Annotated in this window: 16 protein-coding genes; 9 read left to right on the top strand and 7 right to left on the bottom strand. The window is 72.9% G+C overall.

What is annotated here, in order from left to right:
* Positions 1-81 precede the first annotated feature (81 nt).
* Both pth and ACH45N_RS23255 read left to right on the top strand, forming a co-directional pair.
* Entirely contained in the window at positions 82-687 is a 606-nt protein-coding gene (pth, locus tag ACH45N_RS23250; protein ID WP_397398331.1) for an aminoacyl-tRNA hydrolase, read from the top strand.
* A gap of 177 nt (positions 688-864) precedes the next feature.
* Positions 865-4,815: a DUF4082 domain-containing protein gene (locus ACH45N_RS23255; RefSeq protein WP_397398332.1), complete on the top strand. Its 3,951-nt coding sequence runs from the start codon at positions 865-867 to the stop codon at positions 4,813-4,815.
* Positions 4,816-4,877: 62 nt separating this feature from the next.
* Here the strand turns inward: ACH45N_RS23255 and ACH45N_RS23260 are convergent, their stop codons facing one another.
* The 4 genes from ACH45N_RS23260 to ACH45N_RS23275 form a co-directional block, all read right to left on the bottom strand.
* Positions 4,878-5,654 carry a hypothetical protein gene (locus ACH45N_RS23260; protein WP_397398333.1) on the bottom strand — a complete coding sequence of 259 codons (777 nt, stop codon included), beginning with the start codon at positions 5,652-5,654 and terminating at the stop codon, positions 4,878-4,880.
* A 4-nt stretch (positions 5,655-5,658) separates the two neighbouring features.
* Positions 5,659-6,690: a hypothetical protein gene (locus ACH45N_RS23265; RefSeq protein ID WP_397398334.1), complete on the bottom strand. Its 1,032-nt coding sequence runs from the start codon at positions 6,688-6,690 to the stop codon at positions 5,659-5,661.
* Positions 6,687-7,901, bottom strand: a complete 1,215-nt coding sequence (locus tag ACH45N_RS23270; RefSeq protein ID WP_397398335.1) for an MFS transporter — start codon at positions 7,899-7,901, stop codon at positions 6,687-6,689. The genes ACH45N_RS23265 and ACH45N_RS23270 overlap by 4 nt, the downstream gene beginning before the upstream one ends.
* Before the next feature lie 393 nt (positions 7,902-8,294).
* Positions 8,295-9,374 carry an acyltransferase family protein gene (locus ACH45N_RS23275; RefSeq protein WP_397398336.1) on the bottom strand — a complete coding sequence of 360 codons (1,080 nt, stop codon included), beginning with the start codon at positions 9,372-9,374 and terminating at the stop codon, positions 8,295-8,297.
* A gap of 154 nt (positions 9,375-9,528) precedes the next feature.
* On the opposite strand from ACH45N_RS23275, the gene mfd reads away from it, so the two are divergent.
* From mfd to ACH45N_RS23305, 6 genes are all read left to right on the top strand, one after another.
* Positions 9,529-13,113: a transcription-repair coupling factor gene (mfd, locus tag ACH45N_RS23280; protein WP_397398337.1), complete on the top strand. Its 3,585-nt coding sequence runs from the start codon at positions 9,529-9,531 to the stop codon at positions 13,111-13,113.
* Between the two features lie 115 nt (positions 13,114-13,228).
* Entirely contained in the window at positions 13,229-14,146 is a 918-nt protein-coding gene (locus ACH45N_RS23285) for an ABC transporter substrate-binding protein (RefSeq protein WP_397398338.1), read from the top strand.
* 160 nt (positions 14,147-14,306) lie between these two features.
* Positions 14,307-14,609 carry a helix-turn-helix transcriptional regulator gene (locus ACH45N_RS23290; protein WP_377229938.1) on the top strand — a complete coding sequence of 101 codons (303 nt, stop codon included), beginning with the start codon at positions 14,307-14,309 and terminating at the stop codon, positions 14,607-14,609.
* 56 nt (positions 14,610-14,665) lie between these two features.
* Positions 14,666-15,919, top strand: coding sequence for a type II toxin-antitoxin system HipA family toxin (locus tag ACH45N_RS23295; RefSeq protein ID WP_397398339.1), 1,254 nt, complete (start codon positions 14,666-14,668; stop codon positions 15,917-15,919).
* 73 nt (positions 15,920-15,992) lie between these two features.
* Entirely contained in the window at positions 15,993-16,853 is an 861-nt protein-coding gene (kynA, locus tag ACH45N_RS23300; protein WP_397398340.1) for a tryptophan 2,3-dioxygenase, read from the top strand.
* Positions 16,846-17,700, top strand: coding sequence for a hydrolase (locus ACH45N_RS23305; protein ID WP_397398341.1), 855 nt, complete (start codon positions 16,846-16,848; stop codon positions 17,698-17,700). The genes kynA and ACH45N_RS23305 overlap by 8 nt, the downstream gene beginning before the upstream one ends.
* A 199-nt stretch (positions 17,701-17,899) precedes the next feature.
* Here ACH45N_RS23305 and ACH45N_RS23310 read toward each other — a convergent pair whose 3' ends face one another.
* Positions 17,900-21,295, bottom strand: coding sequence for a discoidin domain-containing protein (locus tag ACH45N_RS23310; RefSeq protein WP_397398342.1), 3,396 nt, complete (start codon positions 21,293-21,295; stop codon positions 17,900-17,902).
* 266 nt (positions 21,296-21,561) lie between these two features.
* Between ACH45N_RS23310 and ACH45N_RS23315 the strand changes: the two genes are divergently transcribed.
* Positions 21,562-22,782 (top strand): kynureninase, encoded by a 1,221-nt coding sequence (locus tag ACH45N_RS23315; RefSeq protein WP_397398629.1) that lies wholly within the window; start codon positions 21,562-21,564, stop codon positions 22,780-22,782.
* A gap of 66 nt (positions 22,783-22,848) precedes the next feature.
* On the opposite strand, the gene ACH45N_RS23320 is transcribed toward ACH45N_RS23315, so the two are convergent.
* Both ACH45N_RS23320 and ACH45N_RS23325 read right to left on the bottom strand, forming a co-directional pair.
* Positions 22,849-24,501 (bottom strand): AMP-binding protein, encoded by a 1,653-nt coding sequence (locus ACH45N_RS23320; RefSeq protein ID WP_397398343.1) that lies wholly within the window; start codon positions 24,499-24,501, stop codon positions 22,849-22,851.
* A 248-nt stretch (positions 24,502-24,749) separates the two neighbouring features.
* Entirely contained in the window at positions 24,750-25,553 is an 804-nt protein-coding gene (locus ACH45N_RS23325) for a serine hydrolase (protein ID WP_397398344.1), read from the bottom strand.
* Positions 25,554-25,562 lie beyond the last annotated feature (9 nt).

A 25,562-nucleotide genomic window follows, 5' to 3' on the forward strand; every position in this document is an offset into this window, starting at 1 on the left:
TGTCCGGCACGGTGCGGCACCCCGCCCCGTGAACGCCCCCCGTGAACGCCCCCGTGAACGCCGTCGTGAAGGGAACATGACATGAGCGACCGGCCCTGGCTCGTCGTCGGGCTCGGCAACCCCGGCCCCAAGTACGCCGGCAACCGGCACAACGTGGGGCAGATGGTGCTGGACCTGCTGGCCGAGCGCACCGGCACGCGCTTCTCGAAGCACGCCCGGGCCCAGGCCGTCGTCGCGGAGGCCCGGCTCGGGGTGCTGCCCGGTGGCGCCCCCGGCCCCCGCGTGATCCTCGCGAAGCCGACCACGTACATGAACACCTCGGGCGGTCCGGTCAGCGCCCTCGCGAAGTACTACGACGTCGAGCCCGACCACGTGGTCATGGTGCACGACGAGGTGGACATCCCCTTCGACACCATCAAGCTCAAGGTCGGCGGGGGCGAGGGCGGCCACAACGGCCTGCGCGACACCACCAAGGCGCTCGGCACCAAGGAGTACCACCGGGTGCGCGTCGGCGTCGGCCGCCCGCCCGGCCGGATGGACACGGCGGACTACGTGCTGCGCGACTTCAGCGGCACCGAGAAGAAGGACCTGCCGATCCTGGTCGACGACGCCGCCGACGCCGTCGAGATGCTGCTCACCGAGGGGCTGCTCGCGGCCCAGGGCAAGTACCACGTGGCCAAGGCCTGAGGCGGCGGCGCCGCCCTCCGTCTCGCGCACCCTGCCGGATCCCCGGGCCGCTCACGTGACCTGGGGATCTGCCGTGTCCGGCGGGGTCGGACAGCGCTGTTGGCAACCGGGTGAACCGGGGGTGATCATGCCGTCCTGGCCGGGCCCAACCGGTAGGGGCGCTCCTAGGGTTGCGATGTGGGCAGCACCTTCGCACTCTCGTCACACCGGACCCGTCGGGGCCGGCGTCCCCTCGCGGCCTTCGTCGTCGCCGTTCTCGCGGCCTCGTCGGCACTGCTGGCGGTGGTTCCCGCGGCGTCCGCGGCCGATCCCTGCGCGCCAGGGAGCAACCCGATCATGTGCGAGAACTCGAAGCCGGGCACCTCCCCCGACGTGTGGGACATCGACCGGTCCGGCGACGCCAGCATCCAGGGCTTCGCCACCGAGATGAGCGTGGACACGGGCAAGCGGGTCTCGTTCAAGATCGACACCGACGCCCGGGCCTACACGATCGACATCTACCGGACCGGCTGGTACCAGGGGCTCGGCGCACGCAAGATCGCGTCGGTCACGCCGAGCGCCACGCTGCCGCAGCGGCAGCCGGAGTGCGCCTGGGACGTGACCACCGAGCTGGTCGACTGCGGCGGCTGGGGCGTCTCGGCGGGCTGGGACGTGCCGACCACCGCCGTGTCCGGGGTGTACATCGCCCTGCTCACCAGGACGGACACCGGCGGCCAGAGCCACATCACGTTCGTCGTCCGCGACGACGGCTCCACCTCCGACGTCGTCTTCCAGACGTCGGACACCACGTGGCAGGCCTACAACACCTACGGCGGGTCCAGCTTCTACACCGGCGGCGCCAACGGGCGCGCCTACAAGCTGAGCTACAACCGCCCGTTCGCGACCCGTGGCCTGGAGAACGGCCGTGACTTCTACTTCAGCGCCGAGTACGCGATGGTCCGGTTCATGGAGCAGAACGGCTACGACGTCACCTACATCTCGGGTGTCGACACCGACCGCGACGGGGCCCGGCTGCTGAACCACAAGGCGTTCCTGTCCGTGGGGCACGACGAGTACTGGTCGGGTGCGCAGCGGGCCGCCGTCGAACGGGCGCGCGACGCCGGGGTGCACCTCGGCTTCTTCGCCGGGAACGACATGTACTGGCACACGCGGTGGGAGTCGTCCACCGCCGGCACGCCGGCCGACCACCGCACCCTCGTCTCGTACAAGGAGACCTGGGGCCGGGCCAAGATCGACCCGTCCGGCGAGTGGACCGGGACCTGGCGCGACCCCCGGTACGCGAGCTCGGCCGCGGGCGCCGGGCGCCCCGAGAACGCCGTCATCGGCACCCTGTACACGACCAACTACTCGGACCTGCCGCTCACGGTCACGTCCGAGGACGGCAAGCTGCGCATCTGGCGCGGCACCACGTTGAACAGCCTGCCCGCGGGGACCTCGCAGGCGCTCGCCCAGCACACGGTCGGGTACGAGTCCAACGAGGACCTCGACAACGGCTTCAGACCCGCGGGCCTGATCCGGATGTCGACGACGGTGGGCAACGTGCCCGAGTACCTGCAGGACTTCGGCAACACGGTGGCGCCCGGCGTCACGAACCACGCCATCACCCTGTACAAGGCCTCGAGCGGCGCCCTGGTGTTCTCCGCCGGGACCGTGCAGTGGGCCTGGGGCCTGGACCAGGAGCACGACGGGAACGGCGCGCCCGCCGACTCGCGGATGCGCCAGGCGACCGTCAACCTCTTCGCGGACATGGGTATCCAGCCGGGCACCCTGGCCTCGGGCATCACCCCGGCGACCAGGACGACGGACACGACCGGGCCGACCACCCAGATCACGAGCCCGGCCGCGGGGCAGACGTACCGCGGCGGGGCGAGCGTCACCGTCACGGGCACGGCCACCGACGCCGCGGGCAAGGTGGCCGGCGTGGAGGTGTCGCTCGACGGCGGCAAGTCGTGGCACCCGGCCGAGGGCCGCGCGAGCTGGAAGTACACGGGCCAGGTCTTCGGGTCGGGCGCGACGCAGCTCCGCGCCCGGGCGATCGACGACTCCGCGAACACGGGGGCCGTGGCGACGGTGGGCGCGACGGTGACCTGCCCGTGCACCGTGTTCGGCACCACGACGCCGCCGACCGGCCCGGCCGACGACTCGTCGGCCGTCGAGCTGGGCATGCGGTTCGTGCCCGCGGACAGCGGCTACGTGAGCGGCGTGCGGTTCCACAAGACGGCGGCGAACACCGGCACCCACTTCGGCGCGCTGTGGAGCGCGTCCGGCGAGCAGCTCGCCCGGGTGCAGTTCACCGGTGAGACGGCGAGCGGCTGGCAGGAGGCGTCGTTCAGCAGCCCCGTCCCCGTCGTCGGGGGGCAGGCGTACACGGTGTCCTACACCGCGCCCAACGGCGGGTACACCTCGACCCCGTGGGCCTTCCAGACCAAGGGACGCGAGGCCGGGCCGCTCACCGTCGAGGGTGGGTTCGGCGCCGAGCCGGCCGGCCTGTACGGCTCGCCCGGCACGGTCCCGACCCAGAACTGGGACAACGCCAACTACTGGGTGGACGCCGTCTACACGACGAACGACAGCTCGCCGCTGGTCGCCTCCTCGCGGACCCCGGTCCCCGGCGAGGTCAGCGTGCGGCTGGACGCCCCGGTGCGGATCACGTTCTCCAAGAGCGTCGTGGCGTCGTCGATCAGCATGGCGCTGACCGACCAGGCCGGCACGGCGGCCCCCGGGACCGTGTCGTACGACGCCGCCACCCGCACGGCCACGTTCACGCCGTCGTCCCCGCTGGCCGGGTTCGCCACCTACAAGATGGTGGTCTCGGCCCGGACGAGCGACGGCACCACCCTGTCCGACGGCGGCACCTGGAGCTTCCGGACCCTCCGCCCGCCGTCCACGACGTGCCCGTGCGGCCTGTTCGACGAGACGACGGTGCCGGGCGTCACGGCAGCGGCCGACAACGCCGCCGTGGTGCTGGGCATGCGCTTCACGCCGCGTGTGACCGGCAAGGTGTCCGGGCTGCAGTTCTGGAAGTCGACCCAGATGGCGGGGCCGTTCGTGGCGACCCTGTGGGGGCCGAGCGGCCAGGTGGTCGCGCAGAAGACCGTCTCGGACCCGGTGCCGCAGGGGTGGCAGGACGTCACGTTCGACACGCCCGTGGACGTGACCGGCGGCCAGGAGTACACCGTGGGCTACCGCGCGCCGACGGGCCGCTACCCGGTGACGCTCGGTGCGCTCGGCGCCGCCCGGACGGTCGGGGACCTGAGCACGCCGCAGAACGCGGGCGTGTACCTCTACGGCTCCGGCCGCCCGACCACCCAGACGTCCTCGTCCTACCTCGTCGACGTGCAGTTCGAGCCGGCCGCCGCCGCCCCGACCATCACGTCGCGGACGCCGTCCGCCTCCGCGGTCGACGTGGCGACGAGCACCAAGGTCTCGGTCACGGCGTCGCAGACGCTGGCGACCTCCGGGACGACGCTGACGCTGACCGGCCCCGGCGGGCAGGCGGTGACCGGCACGCTGGCCGTCTCCGGCACGACGGCGACGTTCACGCCCGGGAGCGCGCTGACGGCGGGCGCGGCCTACACGGCGGCGTTCACCGGGAGGACGACCGGCGGGCAGACGCTCGGGCCCACCTCGTGGTCGTTCACCACGAAGGCGGCCGACGGCCAGTGCCCGTGCACGATCTTCGGCGCCGCGGTGCCGCCGGTCGCGTCCGCGGACGACGGCGCGGCCGTGGAGCTCGGCACGCGGTTCACGGCGAGCCGCAGCGGCTTCGTCACGGCCGTGCGGTTCTACCGCGGGCCGGCGAACACCGGCACCCAGACGGTGTCGGTGTGGAACTCCGCGGGCACGCGCCTGGCGACGGCCCAGGCGGCGTCGGGCGGGAGCGACGGCTGGCAGACGGTCACCCTGGCCCAGCGGGTGGCGGTCACCGCCGGGAGCACCTACACCGTGTCCTACCTCGCGCCCGACGGCGGCTACGCGGCAGGGTCGGGCTACTTCTCCCAGGCGCGCACCGTCGGCCCGCTGACGGCGCCCGCGAACGCCGGCACCTACCTCTACGGCGGCGGGTTCCCGCAGTACACCTGGCAGAGCACCGGGTACTGGGTAGACCCCGTGTTCACCGACCAGTAGGACGACGCCGGTGCGGCGGACGCCGCCGTGCCGGCGTCGTCCGCCGCACCGGTGTGCCGGGCTCAGCGCGCCGTCAGCGTGGCGAACACCGTGACGGTGCACCCGTCGCCGGCGCGGACGGTGGTGAGCACCACGCTGTCGCCCTTGCGGGTCAGGTCGACGGTGGTGCGGCGCGGCCGGTTCGTCGTGTCCTTCTCGGCGAAGCCGCCGGAGGTGAACCAGGAGCGGTAGTCGAGCAGCACGTCGGTGCACGCGGCGTCGACGGTGGCGTCGAGCGTGACCTGGTAGCGGCCGTCCGCCCCGGTGACGGAGCTGGACTCCACGTCGGCCCCCTTCGGCACGAGGACGACGTCCTCGGGGAAGCCCGCCACGAGGCCGGCGGCGCTGCCGGTCCGTGGTGCGCCGCCGAGCCGACCCGCAGCGGGCCCGGTGGCGTTGCCCAGGCCGTTCACGGGCGACCCGTCCTGCGCGACGGGCGGGATCACCTCGCTGCCGTCGCCGCCGCTCTGCCCGTCGCTGCCGCCGTCCGGCATGGGCGCCGTGGCCCCGGTCCTCGTCGGCTCGGTCTCGGGTTCGGCGCTCGGCTCGGCGCTCGTGCCCGGTTCCGTGCCCGGCTCGGCCGACCCGGTGCCGGCGTCGTCCGGCTCGTCCGACGGCGTGGCCGTGGCCGTGGCCGTGCCGCGACTCGTCGCGGAGGCCGTGCCGTCGTCGGGCGTCCGGCCCGCCTCGGGCGTGCCGGTGCAGCCGGTCAGGACCAGGGCCGCGACCAGCAGCGGGGTGGCCGCGATACTCCTGGCCGCGATGCTCCGTGCCGCGGTGCTCCTACGGTTCGTGCGCATGGTGTCATCCCCTGACCACGCTCGGGGACCAGGCCTGCGGGATCGCGACGGCCGGGGCCGTCGAACCGTCCGCGGGCAGGGCCCAGACGTCGGTGGTGCCCGGCTCGTCGGCGCGGGGCAGCCCGTACAGGATCGTCGTGTCGTCGAGCCAGGTGATCTGGTCGTCGACGTTCCGCTCCTCGCCGTCGAGCACGGTGATCGCCATCGTGTCGAGGTCGAGCACGGCCGGGGTCCAGTGCGGCGTGGCCGCGCCGGGCTCGCGGGCGTCGTGCTTGAACGCCAGACGGGTCCCGTCGGGCGAGAGCGAGGGGCACTCCACGCCGTCGAGCAGCGTGACGAGGGTGCGGTCGTCCAGGTCGCCCCGGACGAGCCAGGTGCGGCCCAAGGACTGGGACTGGACCGTCGCGTAGAAGGTCCGTTCGTCCACGAAGGTCACGCCCCACACGTTCCGGTCCACGGGGGCCACCGGCTCACCGTCGACGAGCAGCGTGAAGTCCTCGAGGTTGCCGGACACGTCCGAGCCGTCGGCGCGGTGCACCGTCGTCTCCGTGGAGAAGCCCGTCGTGGCGTACGAGTGCCCGGTCACGAACGCGGTGGTGGCCACCAGGCCGTCCGGCGAGAGCCGGGTGCGGCTCGGGACGCCCGGCAGGGGCCAGCTCGCCGTGGGCCGCCACGCGTCGTCGAGCACCTCGGCCTCGTAGGTGGTGACGACGCCGCGGCGGGTGTGCAGGCAGACCGTCGTCTCACCGTCGGTGTCGACGCGGTCGCAGACGGCAGGCGTCACCTCGCGGGGGCCGGACAGGTCGTCCAGCGCGACGGCGGACACCCTGCCGTACAGCTCGCCGGGCGCGGTGCCGCGGAAGAGCACGTGCGGGCCGTCCAGCACGTCTTCGGCCACCTCGACCGCGCTGGGGGCGGCCTGCTCGGCCCGGGCGCGCAGCACCTCGGTGGTGACGTACCAGCCGGTGCCGGCCAGCACGACCACGGTCAGCACGCCGAACGCCGTGCGCCGGCGCCAGGTCGGGCGCGGGCTCATGCGGGGGACCTCCGCAGCAGGTAGGCGCAGACGGGGACGGCCAGCACGAGCGCCGTCGTCGCGATCCACAGCGCGTCGACCCGGCCGGTGGCGTACCAGAGCACGCCGAACCCGGCGGAGGCGGCCATCCGCGCGACGGCGGTGACGGTCTGCGCGGTGCCGATCGCGGTGCCGCGGACGGCCGCGGGGACCAGCGCGCTGGTCAGCGCGGACAGCACGCCGTCGGTCGCGGCGTAGAAGGCGCCGAGCAGGACCAGGGCGACCACCGTCGTCGTCGTGCCCGCGAACGGGGAGGCCGCGCACGCGTAGGCGGCCGCGAGCAGCACGTGCCCCCAGACCAGCACGCGGGCCCGGCCGAAGCGGTCCGCGAACCGGCCGACGGGCGCGGCGAGCAGCATGTACACGGCGTTCGTGCCGACGTAGAGCAGCGGGAACCACTGCGTCGCGAAGCCGTCGCGGTCCTGGAGCGCCAGGTAGACGAACCCGTCGCCCACGGTCAGCAGGCCCAGGAGCCCGGCGACGACGAGGAGGCGCACCGTGGCGCCGCCGCGCAGGAAGCTCCACGAGAACGGCCGGCCGGCGAGCTCCAGGCCGCCCGGTGCCTCGCAGGTGCAGCCCTTGCACTTGGGCAGCCCGCGGGACTCGCGCGTGCGGTGCGTCTTGAGCCAGGCGGCCTGCCGGGGCCGGAGGTCCGGGACGAGGAGCACCAGGGCGCCGACGCCGAGCACCGCGGCGCCGAGCGAGATCACGAAGACCGTCGTGTACCCGTCGGGGATGGCCCAGAGCACCACGAACGCGAGCAGCGGGCCGAGGGCGGCCCCCGCCGTGTCCAGGGCCCGGTGCACGCCGAAGGAGCGCCCGAGGTTGCGGGGGTTGGCGGACGCGGCGATCAGGGCGTCGCGCGGGGCCGTGCGCACGCCCTTGCCCACCCGGTCGGTCACGACGAGGCTCGCGACGGCCGGGAGGCCCGCGGCGAACAGCAGGCCGACCCGGGTCAGGGCGGAGAGCCCGTAGCCGACGGCGGCGACCCACTTGGGCCGGTCGGTGCGGTCCGCGGCCCAGCCGCCGGCCACCCGCACCAGGGCGCCGGCGCCCTGGACGAGCCCGTCGACCACGCCGTACGCGACCACCGACAGGCCGAGCGCTGCGGTGACGTACAGGGGCAGGATCGCGGTCACCGCCTCGGAGGACATGTCCGTCAGGAAGCTCACCACGCCGAGCGTGACCACGGTCGACGAGACCCGTCCGGCGCGCCGGCGCGCAGCGTCCTGCCGGGCGGGAGGTCGCGCGCCCGGCCGTTCGGGGGACGGAGTTCCGGTCGGTGTGCCGGTCCCTCCCGGAGCAGCGCGGAGGAGCCCTGACATGTCGCTCAGGCTACGGCCGGGGGCCCTGGTCCCGACCGGTCAGGCAGGGGTGAACTGGGTTTCTCACCCGGGTGAGGCGGGTGCTCGGCGGGTCGACGTCGGCACCTTCCTGACCTGTTCGGCAGTTTGCATCGAGGTCGGCACAGCCCTGTGCCGACCTCGATGCAAACTGCCGAGTTTGCGGTGCAAACTGCCGCGGTGGGGCGACCGAGCTGCCGAGCCGTGGCGCGGTCGCCAGGGTCAGCGGGTGTCGCCGGCCAGCCACCGCGGGGGCGCGAACAGCCAGCGCGCGCCGATCCGGGGCGCGAGCGCGCCGAGCCCCAGCCCGACGGCGATCGCCGCTGCCCAGAGGACCACGGGCAGCCACTGCGACTGCGGCGCGGGGATCCAGATCGCGTTGCGGTACAGCAGGCAGAGCAGCGCGAGCACCACCGACGTGTGGGTCACGAAGACCGGCAGCGTGCGCGCGCCGATCCAGCCCAGCCCGAGCGCGCCGGGCACTCGGGAGACCAGCACGCTGACCGCCACCCCGGTCGGCACGCCGGCGACGTTGGCCAGCAGGTACAGCCCGGGGACGTCGGACAGGCCGAGGTCGCGCACCGCGATCTGGATGCCGAGCCAGAGGCCGACGGCGAGGAGCGCCCAGAGCCAGGTGACGCGCTCGGCGAACCGCTCCAGCAGCGGCCGCAGGTGCAGGCCCGCCAGGAAGAACACCGCGAACTGCGCCGTGCCGCGCCACGCGATGCTCTCCGGCTCCCAGCCGGCCAGCGCCCACCCGCTCACGGCCGCCGCCACCAGGAGCTGGACCGGCACGGGGACCCCGCGCAGCAGCCGCGCGAGCACGAAGAACGCGGCCAGCGTCCACAGGAACCACAGCTCCGACCGGGGGACCAGCAGCGACCACGCGAGGTCGTGGGCGAGGGTGCCCCAGCCGGCGTCCGCCACCTGGTAGTAGCCCGTGAGCAGGCGTACCACCAGGGAGATCGGCTCCCACAGCACGAAGACCCAGGCGAAGTGGAGCAGCTTGCCGCGGGCCAGCCGGGACCACGACGCCGCCGTCCACTTCCCGGCGAACATGCCGGCGACCGCGAAGAACAGCGGCATGCGCAGGCTGCGCAGGGTCTCGTTGACCTCGCGCAGGACGCTCACCTCGTAGCCCGTGGACCACGTCCAGTTGGTGGCGTGGTACAGCACCACGAGCCCGATGGCGAGGCCGCGCGCGGCGTCGGGCCAGGCGAGGCGGAGAGCGCCGCTGTGCGCGACGGCGGCGTCGCGCGCCGCGGGTGTGCCGTGCCGCGGGGCACCGGAGGGGGTGAACATCGCCGGTCATCGTAGGACAGAGCGGGACGGAAGGCACCGCAAACTGCGGTGTCGGTGGCCAGGAGTAGCCTGGACCCAGCCCCTCACCCCTTGACCCTCCCCGGGTCATGCCCGTGAAGGGCCCGTCGTCGTGCGCCCTCGAAGGAACAGATCTATGAACCTCACCGGCCTCCTCCCCGCTCTTCTGCGCGACCCCGGCGCGTCCGCCGCCGTCGAGCACGTGCGCGCCCGCGGCTTCGCGGACGTGGTGGGCCCTGTGGGGGTACGTCCGCCGCTGCTGGTGGCGGCGGCCGAGCGGCGCCCCCTCGTGGTCGTGACCGCGACCGGCCGGGAGGCCGACGACCTGGCCGCGAGCCTGCGCGCCTACCTCCCGGAGGAGCGGGGCGACGAGGTCGCCGTGCTCCCCGCCTGGGAGACGCTGCCGCACGAGCGGCTCAGCCCGCGCGCCGACACCGTCGCCAAGCGCCTGGCCGTGTTCCGCCGGCTCGCGCACCCGGCCGAGGGGCACGGGCAGGCGAGCGAGGTCCGGCTGCTGGTCATGCCCGTCCGGGCCCTGCTCCAGCCGGTCGTCGAGGGCCTGGGGGAGCTGGAGCCCGTCCAGCTCGAGACCGGCACCACCGCCGACCTGACCGACGTGGTCGAGCGGCTCACCGCCGCCGCCTACACCCGGGTGGACATGGTGGAGCGGCGCGGCGAGTTCGCGGTGCGCGGCGGCATCCTCGACGTGTTCCCGCCCACGGAGGACCACCCGCTGCGGTGCGAGTTCTGGGGCGACGAGGTCACGGAGATCCGCTGGTTCGCCGTGGCCGACCAGCGCAGCCTGGAGATCGCCGAGCACGGCGTCTGGGCGCCGCCGTGCCGCGAGATCCTCCTGACGGACGCCGTCCGGGCCCGCGCGGCGGAGCTGGTGGAGACGCTGCCGGGCGCGGTCGAGATGCTCGACAAGCTCGCCGCCGGCGTGGCCGTGGAGGGCATGGAGTCGCTCGCCCCGGTGCTGGTGGACCGCATGGTCCCCGTGCTGGAGCTCGTGCCCGCCGACGCGCTGCTCGTGGTCAACGAGCCCGAGCGCGTCCGCCGCCGCGCGCACGACCTGGTGGCGACCACCGAGGAGTTCCTCGCCGCCGCCTGGACCGGAGCGGTCGCCGGCGGGGCGGCCCCCATCGACCTGTCCGCGGCGTCCTTCGAGACCTTCGCCGAGGTGCGCGAGATCGCGGCCCGCCGCGGCCTGGGCTGGTGGACCCTCTCCTCCTTCACGCAGGACACGGAGCTGTCCGCGACCAGCGGTGCGGACGAGACCGTGTTCACGATCAGCGCCCGCGACGTCGAGTCGTACCGCGGCGACCTCGCGCGCGCCCTCGACGACGTGCACGGGCTGCAGGTCGCGAGCTGGCGGCTCGTGCTGACCACCGAGGGCCACGGCCCCGCCAAGCGCATGACCGAGCAGCTCTCGGCGGCCGGCACCGCGGCCCGGCTGGCCGTGTCGCTGGAGGAGGAGCCCGAGCCCGGCGTCGTGCACGTGCTGGCGGGCGGCGTCGGCAAGGGCTTCGTGGCACCCGAGCTCCAGCTCGCCGTCTTCTCCGAGCAGGACCTGACCGGCCGCGCCGGCGCGAACACCCGCGACATGCGCCGGATGCCCAGCCGGCGCCGCAACGTCGTCGACCCGCTCCAGCTCAAGGCGGACGACTACGTGGTGCACGAGCAGCACGGCGTCGGCCGGTTCGTCGAGATGGCCCAGCGCACCATGGGCACGGGCGGCAACCGGGCCACCCGCGAGTACCTCGTGATCGAGTACGCGAGCAGCAAGCGCGGCCAGCCGGGCGACCGGCTGTTCGTGCCCACCGACCAGCTCGACCAGGTCACCAAGTACACGGGCGGGGAGTCGCCGTCGCTGTCCAAGATGGGCGGCGCCGACTGGAAGAACACCAAGGCCAAGGCGCGCAAGCACGTGCGCGAGATCGCGAGCGAGCTCATCCGGCTCTACAGCGCGCGCATGGCGACCGAGGGCCACGCCTACGGCCCCGACACCCCGTGGCAGCGCGAGCTCGAGGACGCGTTCGCCTACGTCGAGACGCCCGACCAGCTCGCCACCATCGACGAGGTCAAGGCCGACATGGAGAAGTCCGTGCCGATGGACCGCCTGGTCTGCGGCGACGTCGGCTACGGCAAGACGGAGATCGCCATCCGGGCCGCCTTCAAGGCGGTGCAGGACGGCAAGCAGGTCGCCGTGCTGGTGCCGACGACGCTCCTGGTGCAGCAGCACTTCGAGACCTTCTCCGAGCGGTACACCGGGTTCCCCGTGAACGTGCGCGCGCTGAGCCGCTTCCAGTCGGCCAAGGAGTCCGAGGAGACGCTCGCCGGCCTCAAGGACGGCAGCGTCGACATCGTGATCGGCACCCACCGCCTCATCACCGGCTCCGTCGCCTTCAAGGACCTGGGCCTCGTGGTCATCGACGAGGAGCAGCGCTTCGGCGTCGAGCACAAGGAGACGCTCAAGCAGCTCCGCACCAACGTGGACGTGCTGGCCATGTCCGCCACCCCGATCCCGCGCACGCTGGAGATGGCGGTGACCGGCATCCGCGAGATGTCCACGCTGGCCACGCCCCCGGAGGAGCGGCACCCCGTGCTCACCTACGTGGGTGCCTACGAGGAGAAGCAGATCGCGGCCGCCCTGCGCCGCGAGCTGCTGCGCGAGGGCCAGGTCTTCTACGTGCACAACAAGGTGGAGACCATCCAGCGGGCCGCGTCCCGCCTGAACGAGCTCGTGCCCGAGGCCCGGATCGGCGTGGCCCACGGCAAGATGAGCGAGCACCAGCTCGACCAGGTCATCCGCGCCTTCTGGGAGAAGGAGCTCGACGTGCTGGTGTGCACCACGATCATCGAGACCGGCCTGGACATCTCCAACGCCAACACCCTGATCCTGGAGCGCTCCGACATGCTCGGCCTGTCGCAGCTCCACCAGCTCCGCGGGCGCGTCGGCCGCGGGCGCGAGCGCGCCTACGCCTACTTCCTCTACCCGCCCGAGAAGCCGCTCACCGAGACCGCCCACGACCGGCTCGCCACCATGGCCGCCCACACCGACCTCGGCGCGGGCATGCAGATCGCCATGAAGGACCTCGAGATCCGCGGTGCGGGCAACCTGCTCGGCGGCGAGCAGTCCGGCCACATCGCCGGCGTCGGCTTCGACCTCTACGTGCGCATGGTCGGCGAGGCCGTCTCCGCGTTCCGCGGCGACACCGAGGAGGAGGCGCCCGAGGTCACCATCGAGCTGCCCGTCGACGCGCACCTGCCCGAGGCCTACATCGCCACCGAGCGACTGCGGCTGGAGGCCTACAAGAAGATCGCCGCCGCGCACGACGCCGGGGCGCTCGCGGAGGTCCGCGCCGAGCTCACCGACCGCTACGGCGTCCTGCCCGAGGTCGCGGGCGCGCTGTTCGACGTCGCCGACTTCCGCAACCACGCGCGGGAGGCCGGGCTCTCGGACATCACGGCGCAGGGCAAGTACATCCGGTTCGCGCCGGTCAACCTGCCGGAGTCGGCGCAGCTCAGACTCAAGCGGCTCTACCCGGGCACCATCCTCAAGCCGGCCATCCGGGCGATCCTCGTGCCGTTCCCGACGACGGCGCGGATCGGCGGGCGGCCCCTGCGCGGGACCGAGGTGCTGGAGTGGGCCCGGGGCCTCATCGACGCGGTGATTCTGGCGGACGTGGCGGCTGCCGCTAAGGTCGGCACACGCTCGTGACCCCAGGCCTCGCGTCGGTGGGATAGGTGAAACTCGAATTCACAGCAACTCACCCGGACCGTATAGGCTCCACCCGCGTAACCCGCTCATCATGTCGTTTCGTGGAGGACACCGCATGGCACTCGGACATCGCGTGCGTGGACACCGTGCACGCGCGGTCATCGGCTCGATCGCGGCGCTGACCGCGCTCGGCGGCCTGCTGACCGGCTGCGCGACTGATTCCGCCGAGTCGGCGGAGAGCACCGCGGTCGAGGTGCGCCCAGAGCTGCGCGCCCTGCTGCCGGGCGAGCTGCGGGCCGAGTCGGCACGCATCGCCGTCGGTACGGAGTCGGGCTACCCACCCTTCGAGTACACGAACGAGGCCGGCCGCATCGTCGGCTTCGAGATCGACCTGTTCGACGCCGCGTCGAAGCGCCTGGGCCTGAAGTACAACTTCGTGGACATGCCCTTCAAGACGCTGCTGGGTGAGTTGTATGGGAGCAACGTCGACGCACTGGCAGCGGCGATGTCGGACACCGCTGAACGTCAGGCCGACTACGACTTCGTCGACTACTACAACGACAGCGACGCGATCATGGTCCCTGCAGGTAACCCCGAGGGCATCAAGGCGCTCCCGGACCTCTGTGGCCGTACGGTTGCCGTGCTCACCGGGTCTACCCAGCAGGAGGCGCTCGCACAGCTGAACACGGCCCAATGCCAGGCCAAGCCGGTCAACGTGCTCCAGTTCGAGACCGACGCGGACGCGCTCGCCCAGGTGCAGGCGGGCAAGGCGGACGCTGAACTCACCCAGTGGTCGACCGGCGCGTACAACGCCAAGCAGGTCGGCTCGGGCGACGTCTTCGAGGTGGCGAACACCGAGATCATCAACCCGACGCCTCTGGGCTTCGTGTTCCAGAAGGGCGACGTCGAGATGGTGCGGGCCTACCAGGCCGCGGTGCAGAGCATCATCGACGACGGCACCTACGCCGAGATCCTCGAGAAGCACGACCTCTCCGCCGGTGCCCTTGACAAGGCGACCGTCAACGGACAGTGACGCACAGCTGAACACCGCACCGAACGGGCCGTCCCACACACCGTGGGGCGGCCCGTCGCGGTTTCATCCTCGGAACACCCCCTCCGCATCGCGAAATAACGGCCACCCTGGTGACCGTTAGGGGGCTCGTCGGTTAGCCTGATAACCGAAAGGAGCAGTCATGGCCAGAACATCCCTCCGCACCCAGCGCGATCTCGCGTCGCTCGGCGACCACGTGCGCGCCTGGCGCAAGATCCACGGCCTCACGGCCCAGCTCGTCGCCGACCGTGCGGGCATCACGCGCACGACGCTGCGAGCCATCGAGACCGGCACGGGAACGGTCAGTCTCGAGAACACGTTCGCGGTGCTGCGGGTGCTCGGCGTGGCCGACGCCATCGTCGGCGCGAGCGACCCGCTGACCACCGAGATGGGCCGGTTCCACGCGGACCGGGCCCTGCCGCAGCGGGTGCGGGTACCCAACTGAGCAGACCGAGCCCGGGTGGACCGGGCAGCCCGAACCAACCGAGAAGGTGATCGCCGTTGTCGATACGTGTCGAGGTCGAGCTGCCCGGCGGCGGACAGGTCCGCGCCGGTGACCTCGACATGCATCTCAACCGCGGCGGCGCCCTCGTCGGCTGCACCTTCCGCTACGACGCCGCGTACCTCCGCGACCCGCGCGCGTACCCCCTGTGCCCCGAGCTGCCGCTGACGCCGGGCAACATCCCGTCGGGCAGCGACCGGCCCCTCTTCGGCGTCCTCGCCGACTGCCAGCCCGACCAGTGGGGCCGCACCCTGCTGTTCAACGCTGAGCGGCGCGCCGCCCGGGCGGAGGGCCGCGGCTTCATGACGCTGACCGAGGTGGACTTCCTGCTCGGCGTCCAGGACGAGACGCGGCTGGGCGCACTGCGCTTCTCGCTCGACGACGGCAAGACGTTCATGGGCCCGCCGCGCGCGGAGGTCCCCGACCTGGTGGACCTGCCCTCGCTGACCGACGCCGCGGACGCCGTCGCGCAGCACCGGGAGACCGACCACGACGTGCGTCTGCTGGTCGCCGCGGGCACGTCCATGGGCGGCGCCCGCCCCAAGGTGACCGTGAAGGACGCCGAGGGCGACCTGTGGATGGCCAAGCTGCCCGAGACCGGCGACCGGTGGGACGTGCAGGCCTGGGAGTACCTGACGTTGCGGCTGGCCTCGGACGCCGGCATCGAGGTACCCGTGGCGCGGCTGCACCGCATCGGCCCGTCGCGCTCCATCCTGCTCACCCGGCGTTTCGACCGGCGGCCGGACCGCGGGCGCATCGGCTTCCTGTCCGCGGACAGCCTCACGCAGAAGGCGTTCTTCGAGGTCATCGACTACCGCACGCTCGCGGAGACGCTGGCGGACCACTCCGGGCGGCCGGCGACGGACGGGCACGACCTCTTCCGCCGCGTCGCGTTCACGCTGCTCGTGCGCAACGTGGACGACCACATGAAGAACCACGGGTTCCTGCGCCGCGCGGACGGCTGGTCGCTGTCCCCGCTGTTCGACGTGAACCCCAACCCGTTCGCCGTCGTGGAGTCCACGCCGCTGCGCCCGGGTGGCAGCCGGATCGACCGGGACGTGCGGGTGCTGCTGGCCACGGCCGACTCCTACGGCCTGCGGCAGGACGACGCGCGGCGCGTGCTCGCCGAGGTGGCTGCCGCGACGTCGGGCTGGTCGCGGATCGCGCGCGACATGTCCCTGCCGCCGGAGGAGATCGCGCTGATGGCGGAGGCGTTCGAGAACCCGAACCGGGACGAGGCGCAGGCGGCCTGATGCCCGGCCGTGAGACTCTCATCGGTGAGAGTCTCACGAATGAGAGTCTTCCTGGCGGGGTTACGCTCGCCCCATGAGCGGCAACACCCGGCCCATCGAGGCCTCCATCCGTACGGACTTCCGCGACGAGATGGACTACGGCTCCTACCTGGGGCTCGACGCGCTCCTGTCGGCGCAGCACCCGGTGAGCGACCCGCCGCACCACGACGAGCTGCTGTTCATCATCCAGCACCAGACCACGGAGCTGTGGCTCAAGCTGGTGGTGCACGAGCTGCTGGGCGTGCGCCGGTTCCTGGACGCCGACGACCTGCCCCGCGCCCTCAAGGGCCTGGCCCGGGTCAAGCACATCCAGCGCACCATCACCGAGCAGTGGTCCGTCCTGGCGACCCTCACCCCGAGCGAGTACGCCGAGTTCCGCGGGTCCCTGGGGCAGTCCTCCGGCTTCCAGTCCCACCAGTACCGCGCCGTGGAGTTCCTGCTGGGCAACAAGCACGCCGGGATGCTCCAGGTCTTCCGGGACAAGCCCGAGATCCACGCCCAGCTCGCGCAGCTCCTTCGGGAGCCCACGGTCTACGACGCGTTCCTCCGCCTGCTCGCGCGGCGCGGGCACGCCGTCCCGGCCGCGATCCTGGAGCGCGACGTCACGCAGGCCTGGACCGAGCACCCCGAGCTGGTCGCCGTCTTCAAGACGATCTACGAGGACCCGCACGCCTACTGGGAGCTGTACGAGGCGTGCGAGGACCTGGTCGACATCGAGGACGCCTTCCAGCTCTGGCGGTTCCGCCACCTGCGCACGGTGCAGCGCACCATCGGGTTCAAGACCGGCACGGGCGGCTCCAGCGGCGTCGGCTTCCTCAAGCGCGCGCTGGACCTGACGTTCTTCCCCGAGCTCATCTCGGTCCGCACCGAGATCGACGGCCCGCTCGGTGCCTGAGGTCCCGTCGACGACGCTCCCCGGCGTCGTCGACCGGCACGTGCACCTGGGCCTGGTCGACCGGGACCTGCTCGCGGGCGGGCCGGTCACCGAGGTGCACGACCTGGGCTGGGACCCGCGCGAGGTGAGCGCCTGGGCCGCGGCGCCGCCGTCGGGCGTCCGGGTGCGGTTCGCCGGTCCGTTCCACACGGCGCCCGGCGGATACCCGACCGGCCGCTCGTGGGCGCCGGGCGCCGTGGTGCGGCACCTCGGCTCGCCGGACGAGGCCGCCGTAGCCGTGTCCGACGTCGTCCGCGCGGGCGGCTTCGCGGTCAAGGTCGCCCTGCACGCGGGCATGCCCCTGCTGCCCGACGGCGTGCTGCGGGCCCTGGTCGGCGCGGCCCACGCCGCGGGGCTGCCGGTGCTGGTGCACGCCGAGGGTCCGGGCCAGGCCGAGCGCGCCATCGACGCGGGCGCGGACACGCTGGTGCACGTGCCCTGGACCGAGGCGCTGCCGGCCGGCGTGATCGCCCGGGCCGGGCACATGACCTGGATCTCGACCTTCGCGATCCACGACGGGCCGGGCGGGTCGGCGGGCCTGACGCGCGCGCTCGACAACGCGCGCCGGTTCGTCGCCGCGGGTGGGCGCCTCGTGTACGGCACGGACATGGGCAACGGCCCGACGCCGGTCGGGGTGAACGAGCGCGAGATCGAGCTGCTCGGGCTGGTGCTCACGGGGGAGGCGCTGCGTCGCGCCGTCGTCGGCCCGCCGGACGCCGCGCCCGCGCTGACGGCTCCGCTGCCCGTGCCGGAGACGGCGGCCGACATGATCGACTGGCTCCGGGCGTCCACCCGACTACCCGACTGACTCGCCCCACCCCGTCCGCCGAGTCAGCCAGATGGTCGGACTACCCGACTGACTCGCCCCACCCCGTCCGCCGAGTCAGCCGGATGGTCGGACCACCCCACTGACTCGGCCCACCCCGTCGGCCGAGTCAGCCGGATGGTCGGACCACCTGACTGACTCGGCGGGCGGGATGTGCCGAGTCAGTCAGGTGGTCCGTGACCTAGTTGCGGTTGATGGTGAACGTCGACGTCGGGTTCTCGATGTCGCGGAAGTTGTTCCCGAACGTCAGCCCGTTGAACGTCGCCGACCCGACCGCCGGACCCTGGCCCGCCTCCGGCAGCGGGTTGGCCCAGATGCCGTAGCCCGACTTGGCGTCGTAGGCGTCACCGCTGCGCTGGGCGCCGGTGATCGACACGTCGGTGAACACGGTGTCCTGGACCGGGTTCACCGGCTGCCCGCCGACGTACTGGGTCTGGAACATGATCCCGGAGTACGTCGGGTCCACGATGTCGAGGTCGTTCACCCGGATCGCGGTGAACGTCTTCGACGCCGAGAACAGCCACACCGCCGGGAACACCTGCGCGCCCCAGAAGTGCCCGCCGGAGCGCACCACGGAGATGCCCTCGAAGACGGTCGGCGCGGGGCCGAACCCCTCCATCGGGTACCCGAAGTCCAGCGAGCTGATCGTCACGCCCGAGTACACGAGGGTGTCGGCGATGTAGATGTTGCGGAACGTGTTGTCCTGACCGCCGTAGACGGCCAGTCCCGCGGCGCGCCAGGTGTTCGTCGACGTCAGGTTCTCGAACACGTTGCCCCGCTGGCCGCTGCTCCCGGCGTCGGTCGCCGCGAACAGCGCGAACGAGTCGTCACCGGTGCCGCGCGCCTGGTTGTTGTGCACGTGGTTGTTCGCGCTGCCGTTGGTCATGTTCAGCGCGTCGGCGAACGTGTTCCGGATCCGCGAGTCCTTGATCTCCGAGTCGTCCATGTTGGCCGCCCAGAACATGCAGATCATGTGCTCGACCCAGATGTTGTCGATCGTCATGTCGCGCACGTTGGCGAAGTCGAAGACCTTGCCGGGCCCGTCGATCCGCGACGTGTAGTTGCCGAAGTACGCGAAGTCGCGGAACGTCGAGCCGTTCGCCGTCCCCTCGGCCCGGAAGCCGATGTCCGTGTTCTCCTGCCCGGCCGGCGCGTGGAACCGGGTGAACCAGGGCCCGGCGCCCACGATGTCGACGGCCTTGCCGTAGACCTGGAACTTGCTGGCGGTCTGGTAGTCGCCCGCCGGCAGGTAGACGCCGGCCAGGTTGCCGGTGGTGTCCATCCGGAACCGGTCGAGCGCGTTCTGCACGTCCTGGTGCGTGAACCCGGCGGGCTGCACGTACCGGGCCGGGTCCGGGTTGGCCTGCGCCGTCGCCTGTTCCAGGTCGACGAAGTCGACGGTGTACGGCCCCGGGTTGCTCGCCGTCTTCTGCAGGCGGATCGTCGAGCCGGCCGGGACGGTCCGGCCGAGCAGCGCGTTCGCCTCGTCGTAGATGTGCCGCGGTGCGCCCTGCCCCGGCTGGTTGCCCGGGCTGGCCTCGTTGCCGTACAGCCAGGCGTAGCGCGAGGTCAGGTCGATGTTCTTGACGAACTGCCCGTCCACGTAGACCCCGAGCGAGCCGCTCGTGCCGCCGCCACCCGCGGCGTCCGGCATCGAGAAGCGCACCACCAGCGAGTTGGCGGTCGCCCGCGTGGTCCACTCGACGTAGGAGCCGGTCTGGCCGAGCGTGACGGCCCTGCGGCCGGATGCCTCGCCGGCCAGGTCGCCGACCACCCGGTTGGGCCCGATCGCGGTGGCACCGCCGCCGGCGACACCGTCCTCCGCCTCGTAGGTGTCGAACGGCAGGTTCGCGCCACGGCCGATGAACAGCGACCGCGTCACCTCGTTGTTCGCGCGTTTCGCCGCGACCTCGTTCGCGTCGGGTGCCGCCGTGACGGTGACGTCGAACGAGCCGTCGGCCGCCGTCCACGTCCCGAGGTTCACGCTCTGGCTGGTGGCGCCCGGCGCGATGGCCCCGGAGACCGAGCCCGTCAGGGTGCGCACCACCGCGCCGGAGCCGTTCCGCAGCACGACGGTCAGGCCGTGCGCGCCGGACGACGCCGCGACGGTGCCGCGGTTCGCGATCGTCGCCGAGAACGTGACGGTCTCGCCCGCCGCCGGCGTGGTCGGTGTCCACGACACGGTCGGCACCAGGTCGGAGCTGGCGATCTCGGTGACGACGAGCGGGTCCGGCCGCGTCCAGCCGTTGTCGGTCTCCGACTGCTCGGCCACGGCACCCGACGGATCCGCCTCCGCGCCGATCTCGTACGACCCCGCCGTCAGCGTGCCGACGTCGGCCGTGACCGTGGCCTGCGCGCCCGCGGCGAGCGCGCCCACCTGGCCGGTCGCCACCTCGTCGCCGTCCACGGTGAACGACACGTCCGTGGCCGTCGAGGCCCGCGTGCCGATGTTCTTCACGACGGCGGACAGGGTCACGTCGTCCGACTCCGTGGGCGACGCCGGGGTGGCCGAGACGCCCGTGACCGTGAGGTTCGGGTTCGCCGCGGGCGTGCCGAACACCTGCAGCTCGGCCACCTGACCGTTGCCCGAGCCCGTGTTCGCGGTGAACCGGAGCCGCACCTCCCGCGCCGTGCCCGTGACCGGGACCGTCACCGTGTTGCCCGTCGCGGGGGAGAAGGCGCGCGCGGCCGACGGCGCGAGCGTCGCCCACGCATCACCCGACCCGGTCCGGCCCTGCACCTCGAAGGTCTGCGTGCGCGGCCCCCACGCCGTGGCCGGCGGCAGCTTCACGACGACGCCGCTCAGCTCGGCCGCGGACTCCAGCGTCACCGCCAGGGTGCTCGGGTACTGCCCGCCCGCACCCTCCCAGTACGTGCTGGTGTTGCCGTCGTTCGCGTTCGCCGCGACGTACGTCCACTCCGTCGACGACGCCGCGATGGCGCGGCCAGCCGCCAGGTCCGTACCGTCCACCGGCTCCTCCGGGTCGGGGGCGTCGCGCGTGCCGCGCACCTCCAGCTCGGAGAGCTGCCCGGCCGGCCAGCCCGTGTTCGCCGTGATCGCGACCCGCACGTACCGGGCCTCCGTGTTCGGCACGTCGATGGTCACCGTGTTGCCCGACGCCGGGTCGAACCGGCGGGCGGCGCTCGCGGACAGCGTGGTGAACGTGGAGCCGTCGGCGCCGGCCTGGACCGACAGGGTCTGGGTCCGGGCCTCCCAGCCGGCGGGCAGCTTGAGCACGACCTCCTCGACCGTGGCTCCGCTGCCGAGGTCGACCTGGGCCCACTGCGGCAGGCTGTTGTTGGTCGACTCCCAGTAGGTGGCCGCGTTGCCGTCGGTGAGGTTGTCGGCGAGGTAGGGCGCGTTGGCGCTGCTGGCCGCGGCGGACGCGCCCGCGGACAGGACGGCGGGCGCGGCGGCGGCCGGCGTCGTCGTCGGTACGAGGACCACCGCGGCGAGGGCCGTTGCGGTCAGGGCTGACAGGAGGCCGGGGGCGAGCCCCCGTCGTGGTGCATGGCGTGCGGCGGAGCGGAACATCAGCGTCCCCGATCTCCCGTCGTCGTCGACGGGGGTCGTCACCAGGATTGACCTTGGGTACTTGCCATGGTTCTGTACGTAAAAACGCATACTCTTGTCGAGTTCTTGCGTTTGATTGGCACGGACATTACTGATGCCGGGGCTGGGGCGTCAAGGGTTCCGCCGGGTCGGCGGTGCACAGGACGTACGCTCGGGCCGGAACCGATCGACCTGGAGCCCCCGTGACCGACACCGCACCGTCCGCCCACCTGCCCGCGCCGCCGTCCGCCGTGACGGCCGCGCCGCCGTCCGCCGTCCTGCCCGTGGCGCTGCCCGTGGCGCTGCCCGCCGCGCTGCGCGACCGCGCCGCCGCCCTCGACGCCGCCGACCCGCTGGCGCGTTTCCGCGACCTCTTCGTCCCGAGCGAGGGTCTGGTCGCCTACCTCGACGGCAACTCGCTGGGCCGGCCGCTCACCGCCACCCGCGAGCGGCTCGCGTCGTTCGTGGACGGGCCCTGGGCCGCGCGGCTGATCCGGTCCTGGGACGAGGGCTGGATGGACGCGCCGACGGAGCTCGGCGACACGCTCGGCCGGGTCGCGCTGGGTGCGGCGCCGGGGCAGACCGTCGTCGCGGACTCCACCACCGTGCTGCTCTACAAGCTGGCCCGCGCCGCCGTCGACGCGCGGCCGGGCCGCAGCGTGATCGTCGCCGACACCGAGAACTTTCCGACGGACCGGTTCGTGCTGCAGGGGATCGCGGCCGAGCGCGGTCTGGAGCTCCGCTGGATCACGCCCGACGCCGAGGCGGGCGTGACGGTCGACCAGGTGGCGGCCGCCGTCGGCCCGGACACCGCGCTCGTGCTGCTCAGCCACGTCGCCTACAAGTCCGGCTATGTCGCCGACCTGGCCGCGATCACGCGCATCGTGCACGACGCCGGGGCGCTGGTCCTGTGGGACCTGTGCCACTCGGCCGGCTCGGTGCCGCTGGACCTGGACGCCGACGGCGTGGACATCGCCGTCGGCTGCACCTACAAATACCTCAACGGCGGGCCGGGCGCACCCGCCTTCGCCTACCTGGCCGCCGACCTCCAGGGTGAGGTGCGCCAGCCGGTCCAGGGGTGGATGGGCGCCGCCGACCCGTTCGCGATGGGGCCCGAGTACGAGCCCGCCGCCGGGATCCGACAGCTCATCAGCGGCACGCCGCCCGTGATCGGCATGCTGCCGATGCGCGACATGCTCGCCCTGATCGAGGAGGCCGGCATGCCGGCCGTGCGCGAGAAGTCGCTCGCGCTGACCGCCTTCGCGATCGAGGTCGCCGACGAGCACCTGCCGGGCGTGCGCGTGGCGTCCCCGCGCGACCCCGAGCGCCGCGGGAGCCACGTGATGCTCGACCACCCCGACTTCAAGCGCGTGGTCGCGCAGGCCTGGGAGCGGGGCGTGATCCCGGACTTCCGCCCGCCGCAGGGCCTCCGCGTGGGCCTCAGCCCGCTGAGCACGAGCTTCCGCGAGGTCGCGGAAGGCCTCTGGACGATCCGAGACCTCCTGGGCTGATCGTGGCTCGCTGAGTGCTGGCTATCTGCGCCCTCGAACCGTTTCGAGAGCGCACATAGCCAGCACTCAACGAGGCGGGGGGTGGGGGAGGTCGCGGCGGAGAACCTTGCCCGTGGGGTTGCGGGGGAGCTCCGGCAGGAAGTGGACGTCGCGGGGGAGCGAGAAGCGCGGGAGCGTGTCCCGGAGGCGGTCCAGCAGGGCGTCCGCCGTGAGCGTCGCGCCCTCGCGCAGCACCACGTAGGCGGCGAACCGGTGGCCGAACCGCTCGTCGGGCACGCCGAACACCGCGACGTCCGCGACCTCGGGAAGGGCGGTGATCGCGTCCTCCACGGGGCGGGGGTAGACGTTCTCGCCGCCCGAGACGATCATGTCGTCCGCGCGGCCCACCACGTAGAGCCGGCCCTCGGCGTCGAGGCAGCCGCGGTCGCCCGTGGCCATCAGGTCGCCGAACATCGGCTTGCCCGTGCCGTTCGTGTACCCCTCGAACAGCATGCCGTTGCCCACGCAGATCTGGCCGACGGCGCCCTGCGGGACGGGCCGGCCGGCGTCGTCCAGGATGCCGATGCGGGTGCCGAGCGGCGGCCGCCCCGCCGTCGTCGGCTGCGCGGCCAGGTCCGCCGGCGTGGAGATCGAGGCCCACGAGGCCTCGGTCGAGCCGTACAGGCCGTAGAGCACCGGGCCGAACTCGTCGAGGAACTGGGTGATCCGCTCGGCCGGCATCGCCGAGCCGGAGTAGGCGACGACGCGCAGGGACGACGTGTCGTACCGGGCCTTCACGTCGGCGGGCAGGTCGAGGATGCGCTGCAGCATGACCGGCACCGCGATCAGGGCCGTCACCCGGTGCTCGGCGATCATCCGGAGCGTCTGCTCGGCGTCGAACCGGCGCGGCAGCACCAGCTCGGCGTGCAGCGCCATGCCGAGCTGCAGGGCCGCGAGCCCCCACGTGTGGAAGATCGGCGTGGTGACCATCATCCGGTCGCCGGCGCGCAGCGGGATGACCGACAGCAGCGAGGCGGCCTCGCTCAGGCCGTGCGGCTGCGGACGACGGGCGCCCTTCGGGGTGCTCGTGGTGCCCGACGTCATGACGACCGTCCGACCGGGCTTCTCGGGGATGCGCACCCGCGCCGGGTCGCCGTTCGTGACGAGCTCCGCGAGGCCGGAGGCGCCGTCGTCGGCCCAGGTGGTGACGACCGGCAGGTCGGCGGGCAGGTCGGGTCCCTGGTCCAGGAACTCCTGGTCGGCGAGCAGCAGTGCGGGCCCCTGCTCGGCGACGACGGCGGAGACCTGTGCGGGGGAGAGCCCCGAGTTGAGCAGCAGCGTGGTCGCGCCGAGCTTGGCCAGCGCCACCATGCTCTCGATGAGGCCGCCGTGGTTGCGGCACAGTACGGCGACGGGCGTGCGCAGGCCGACGCCGCGGTCGCGCAGGGCGTTGGCCAACCGGTTCGCGCGCTCGTCGAGCTCGCGGAAGGTCACGCTGCGCTGCTCGTCGGCGAACGCCGTCTGGTGCGGGGTGCGCACCGTGCTGGCGCGGTAGCCGCCGGCGATCGACGGGCCCCACGTCACGAGCTGCCAGATCGCGCCGACGTCACGATGCACGCGCAGGCCCGGGGCGAGGACGCCGGACCTGACGAGGTAGAAGCCCTGGTTGAGCAGGTTCTCCTTGCGGTCGACCTGCGCGAGGCCGCCGGCGCGGACCTCCGCGGCACTGGTGGTCAGCACATCGCCCCCTTTGGCTCGCCACTATTGCACCCGCATTCAATAGGAAACGAGTGCGAGAGGCAACCCTCGGCCGCGTGGAGAGGCCGGGGCGTCCCTCCCCTTCGAGGCCCGGGTTTCTTCGCTTTGAGCCAGCTCAAAGCGAAGAAACCCGGGCCTCAAAGGGAAGTGCGGGGGCGGGGGTCCAGGTCGGGACGGCCCGCGTCAGGGACGGGACCCGTCAGGACCGGCCCGGGGCAGGGACGGCCGGGTCAGGCCAGCGCGACCGCCAGGGCGCCCAGGGACTTGAGCGTCTCCTCGGCAGCCTGCTCGTCGTAGCCGCGGGTGCACACCGCGATCACCAGGGCGTCCGGGCCGGGCTCGCCCACGAAGGCGACGTCGTGCCGGATGCCGTCCACCCACCCGGACTTGGAGCCGAACGGGACGGCGCCCGGTTCGCCCGGGCCGGGGACGGCGGCGGTGAGCTGCCGGTCCGTCTGACGGCCGAGCAGCTCGCACATCCAGGCGGTCCGCTCCGGGCTCGCGAGCGCGCCCGTGACCACGCCGGACATGAGCAGGCACAGGTCGGCCGCCGTCGTGCGGTGCGAGGCGCCTGCCTGCTCGGCGGCCAGGTCCGAGTACTTGCGGCCGAAGGTCGACCGCGTGGCCCCGGCGTCGGCCAGTACCTTGTTCACGGCGGGCAGGCCCACGCGCTCGGCCACCATGTTGGTCGCCTCGTTGGACGAGACGGTGACCATCCGGTCGATCACGTCGCCGAGCGGCATCGGCGTGCCGTCGGGCGGCAGGCCCTCGTCGACGTCGTCGGGCTCGATCGTGTACTCGCCCGCGCCGGGCACCTGCGACGTGAAGGTGCGGGTCGCGGTGCACGTCTCGTCGAGGCGTGCCGTGCCGGCGTCGAGCTCGCGCGCGGCTGCCACCAGGACCGCGAGCTTCACGGTGGAGGCGGCGTAGAAGTCCAGGTCGTCCTGGCGCGCGGCCAGCACCTCGCCGGAGGCCCGGGCGACCCGGTAGGCAACGACCGGCACCCCGTCGCTGTGCGTACCTGTCGACACCATGTGCGTGCT

Origin of the sequence: Promicromonospora sp. NPDC019610 (assembly GCF_044389365.1) — a bacterium.
Taxonomy (GTDB): Bacteria; Actinomycetota; Actinomycetes; order Actinomycetales; family Cellulomonadaceae; genus Promicromonospora.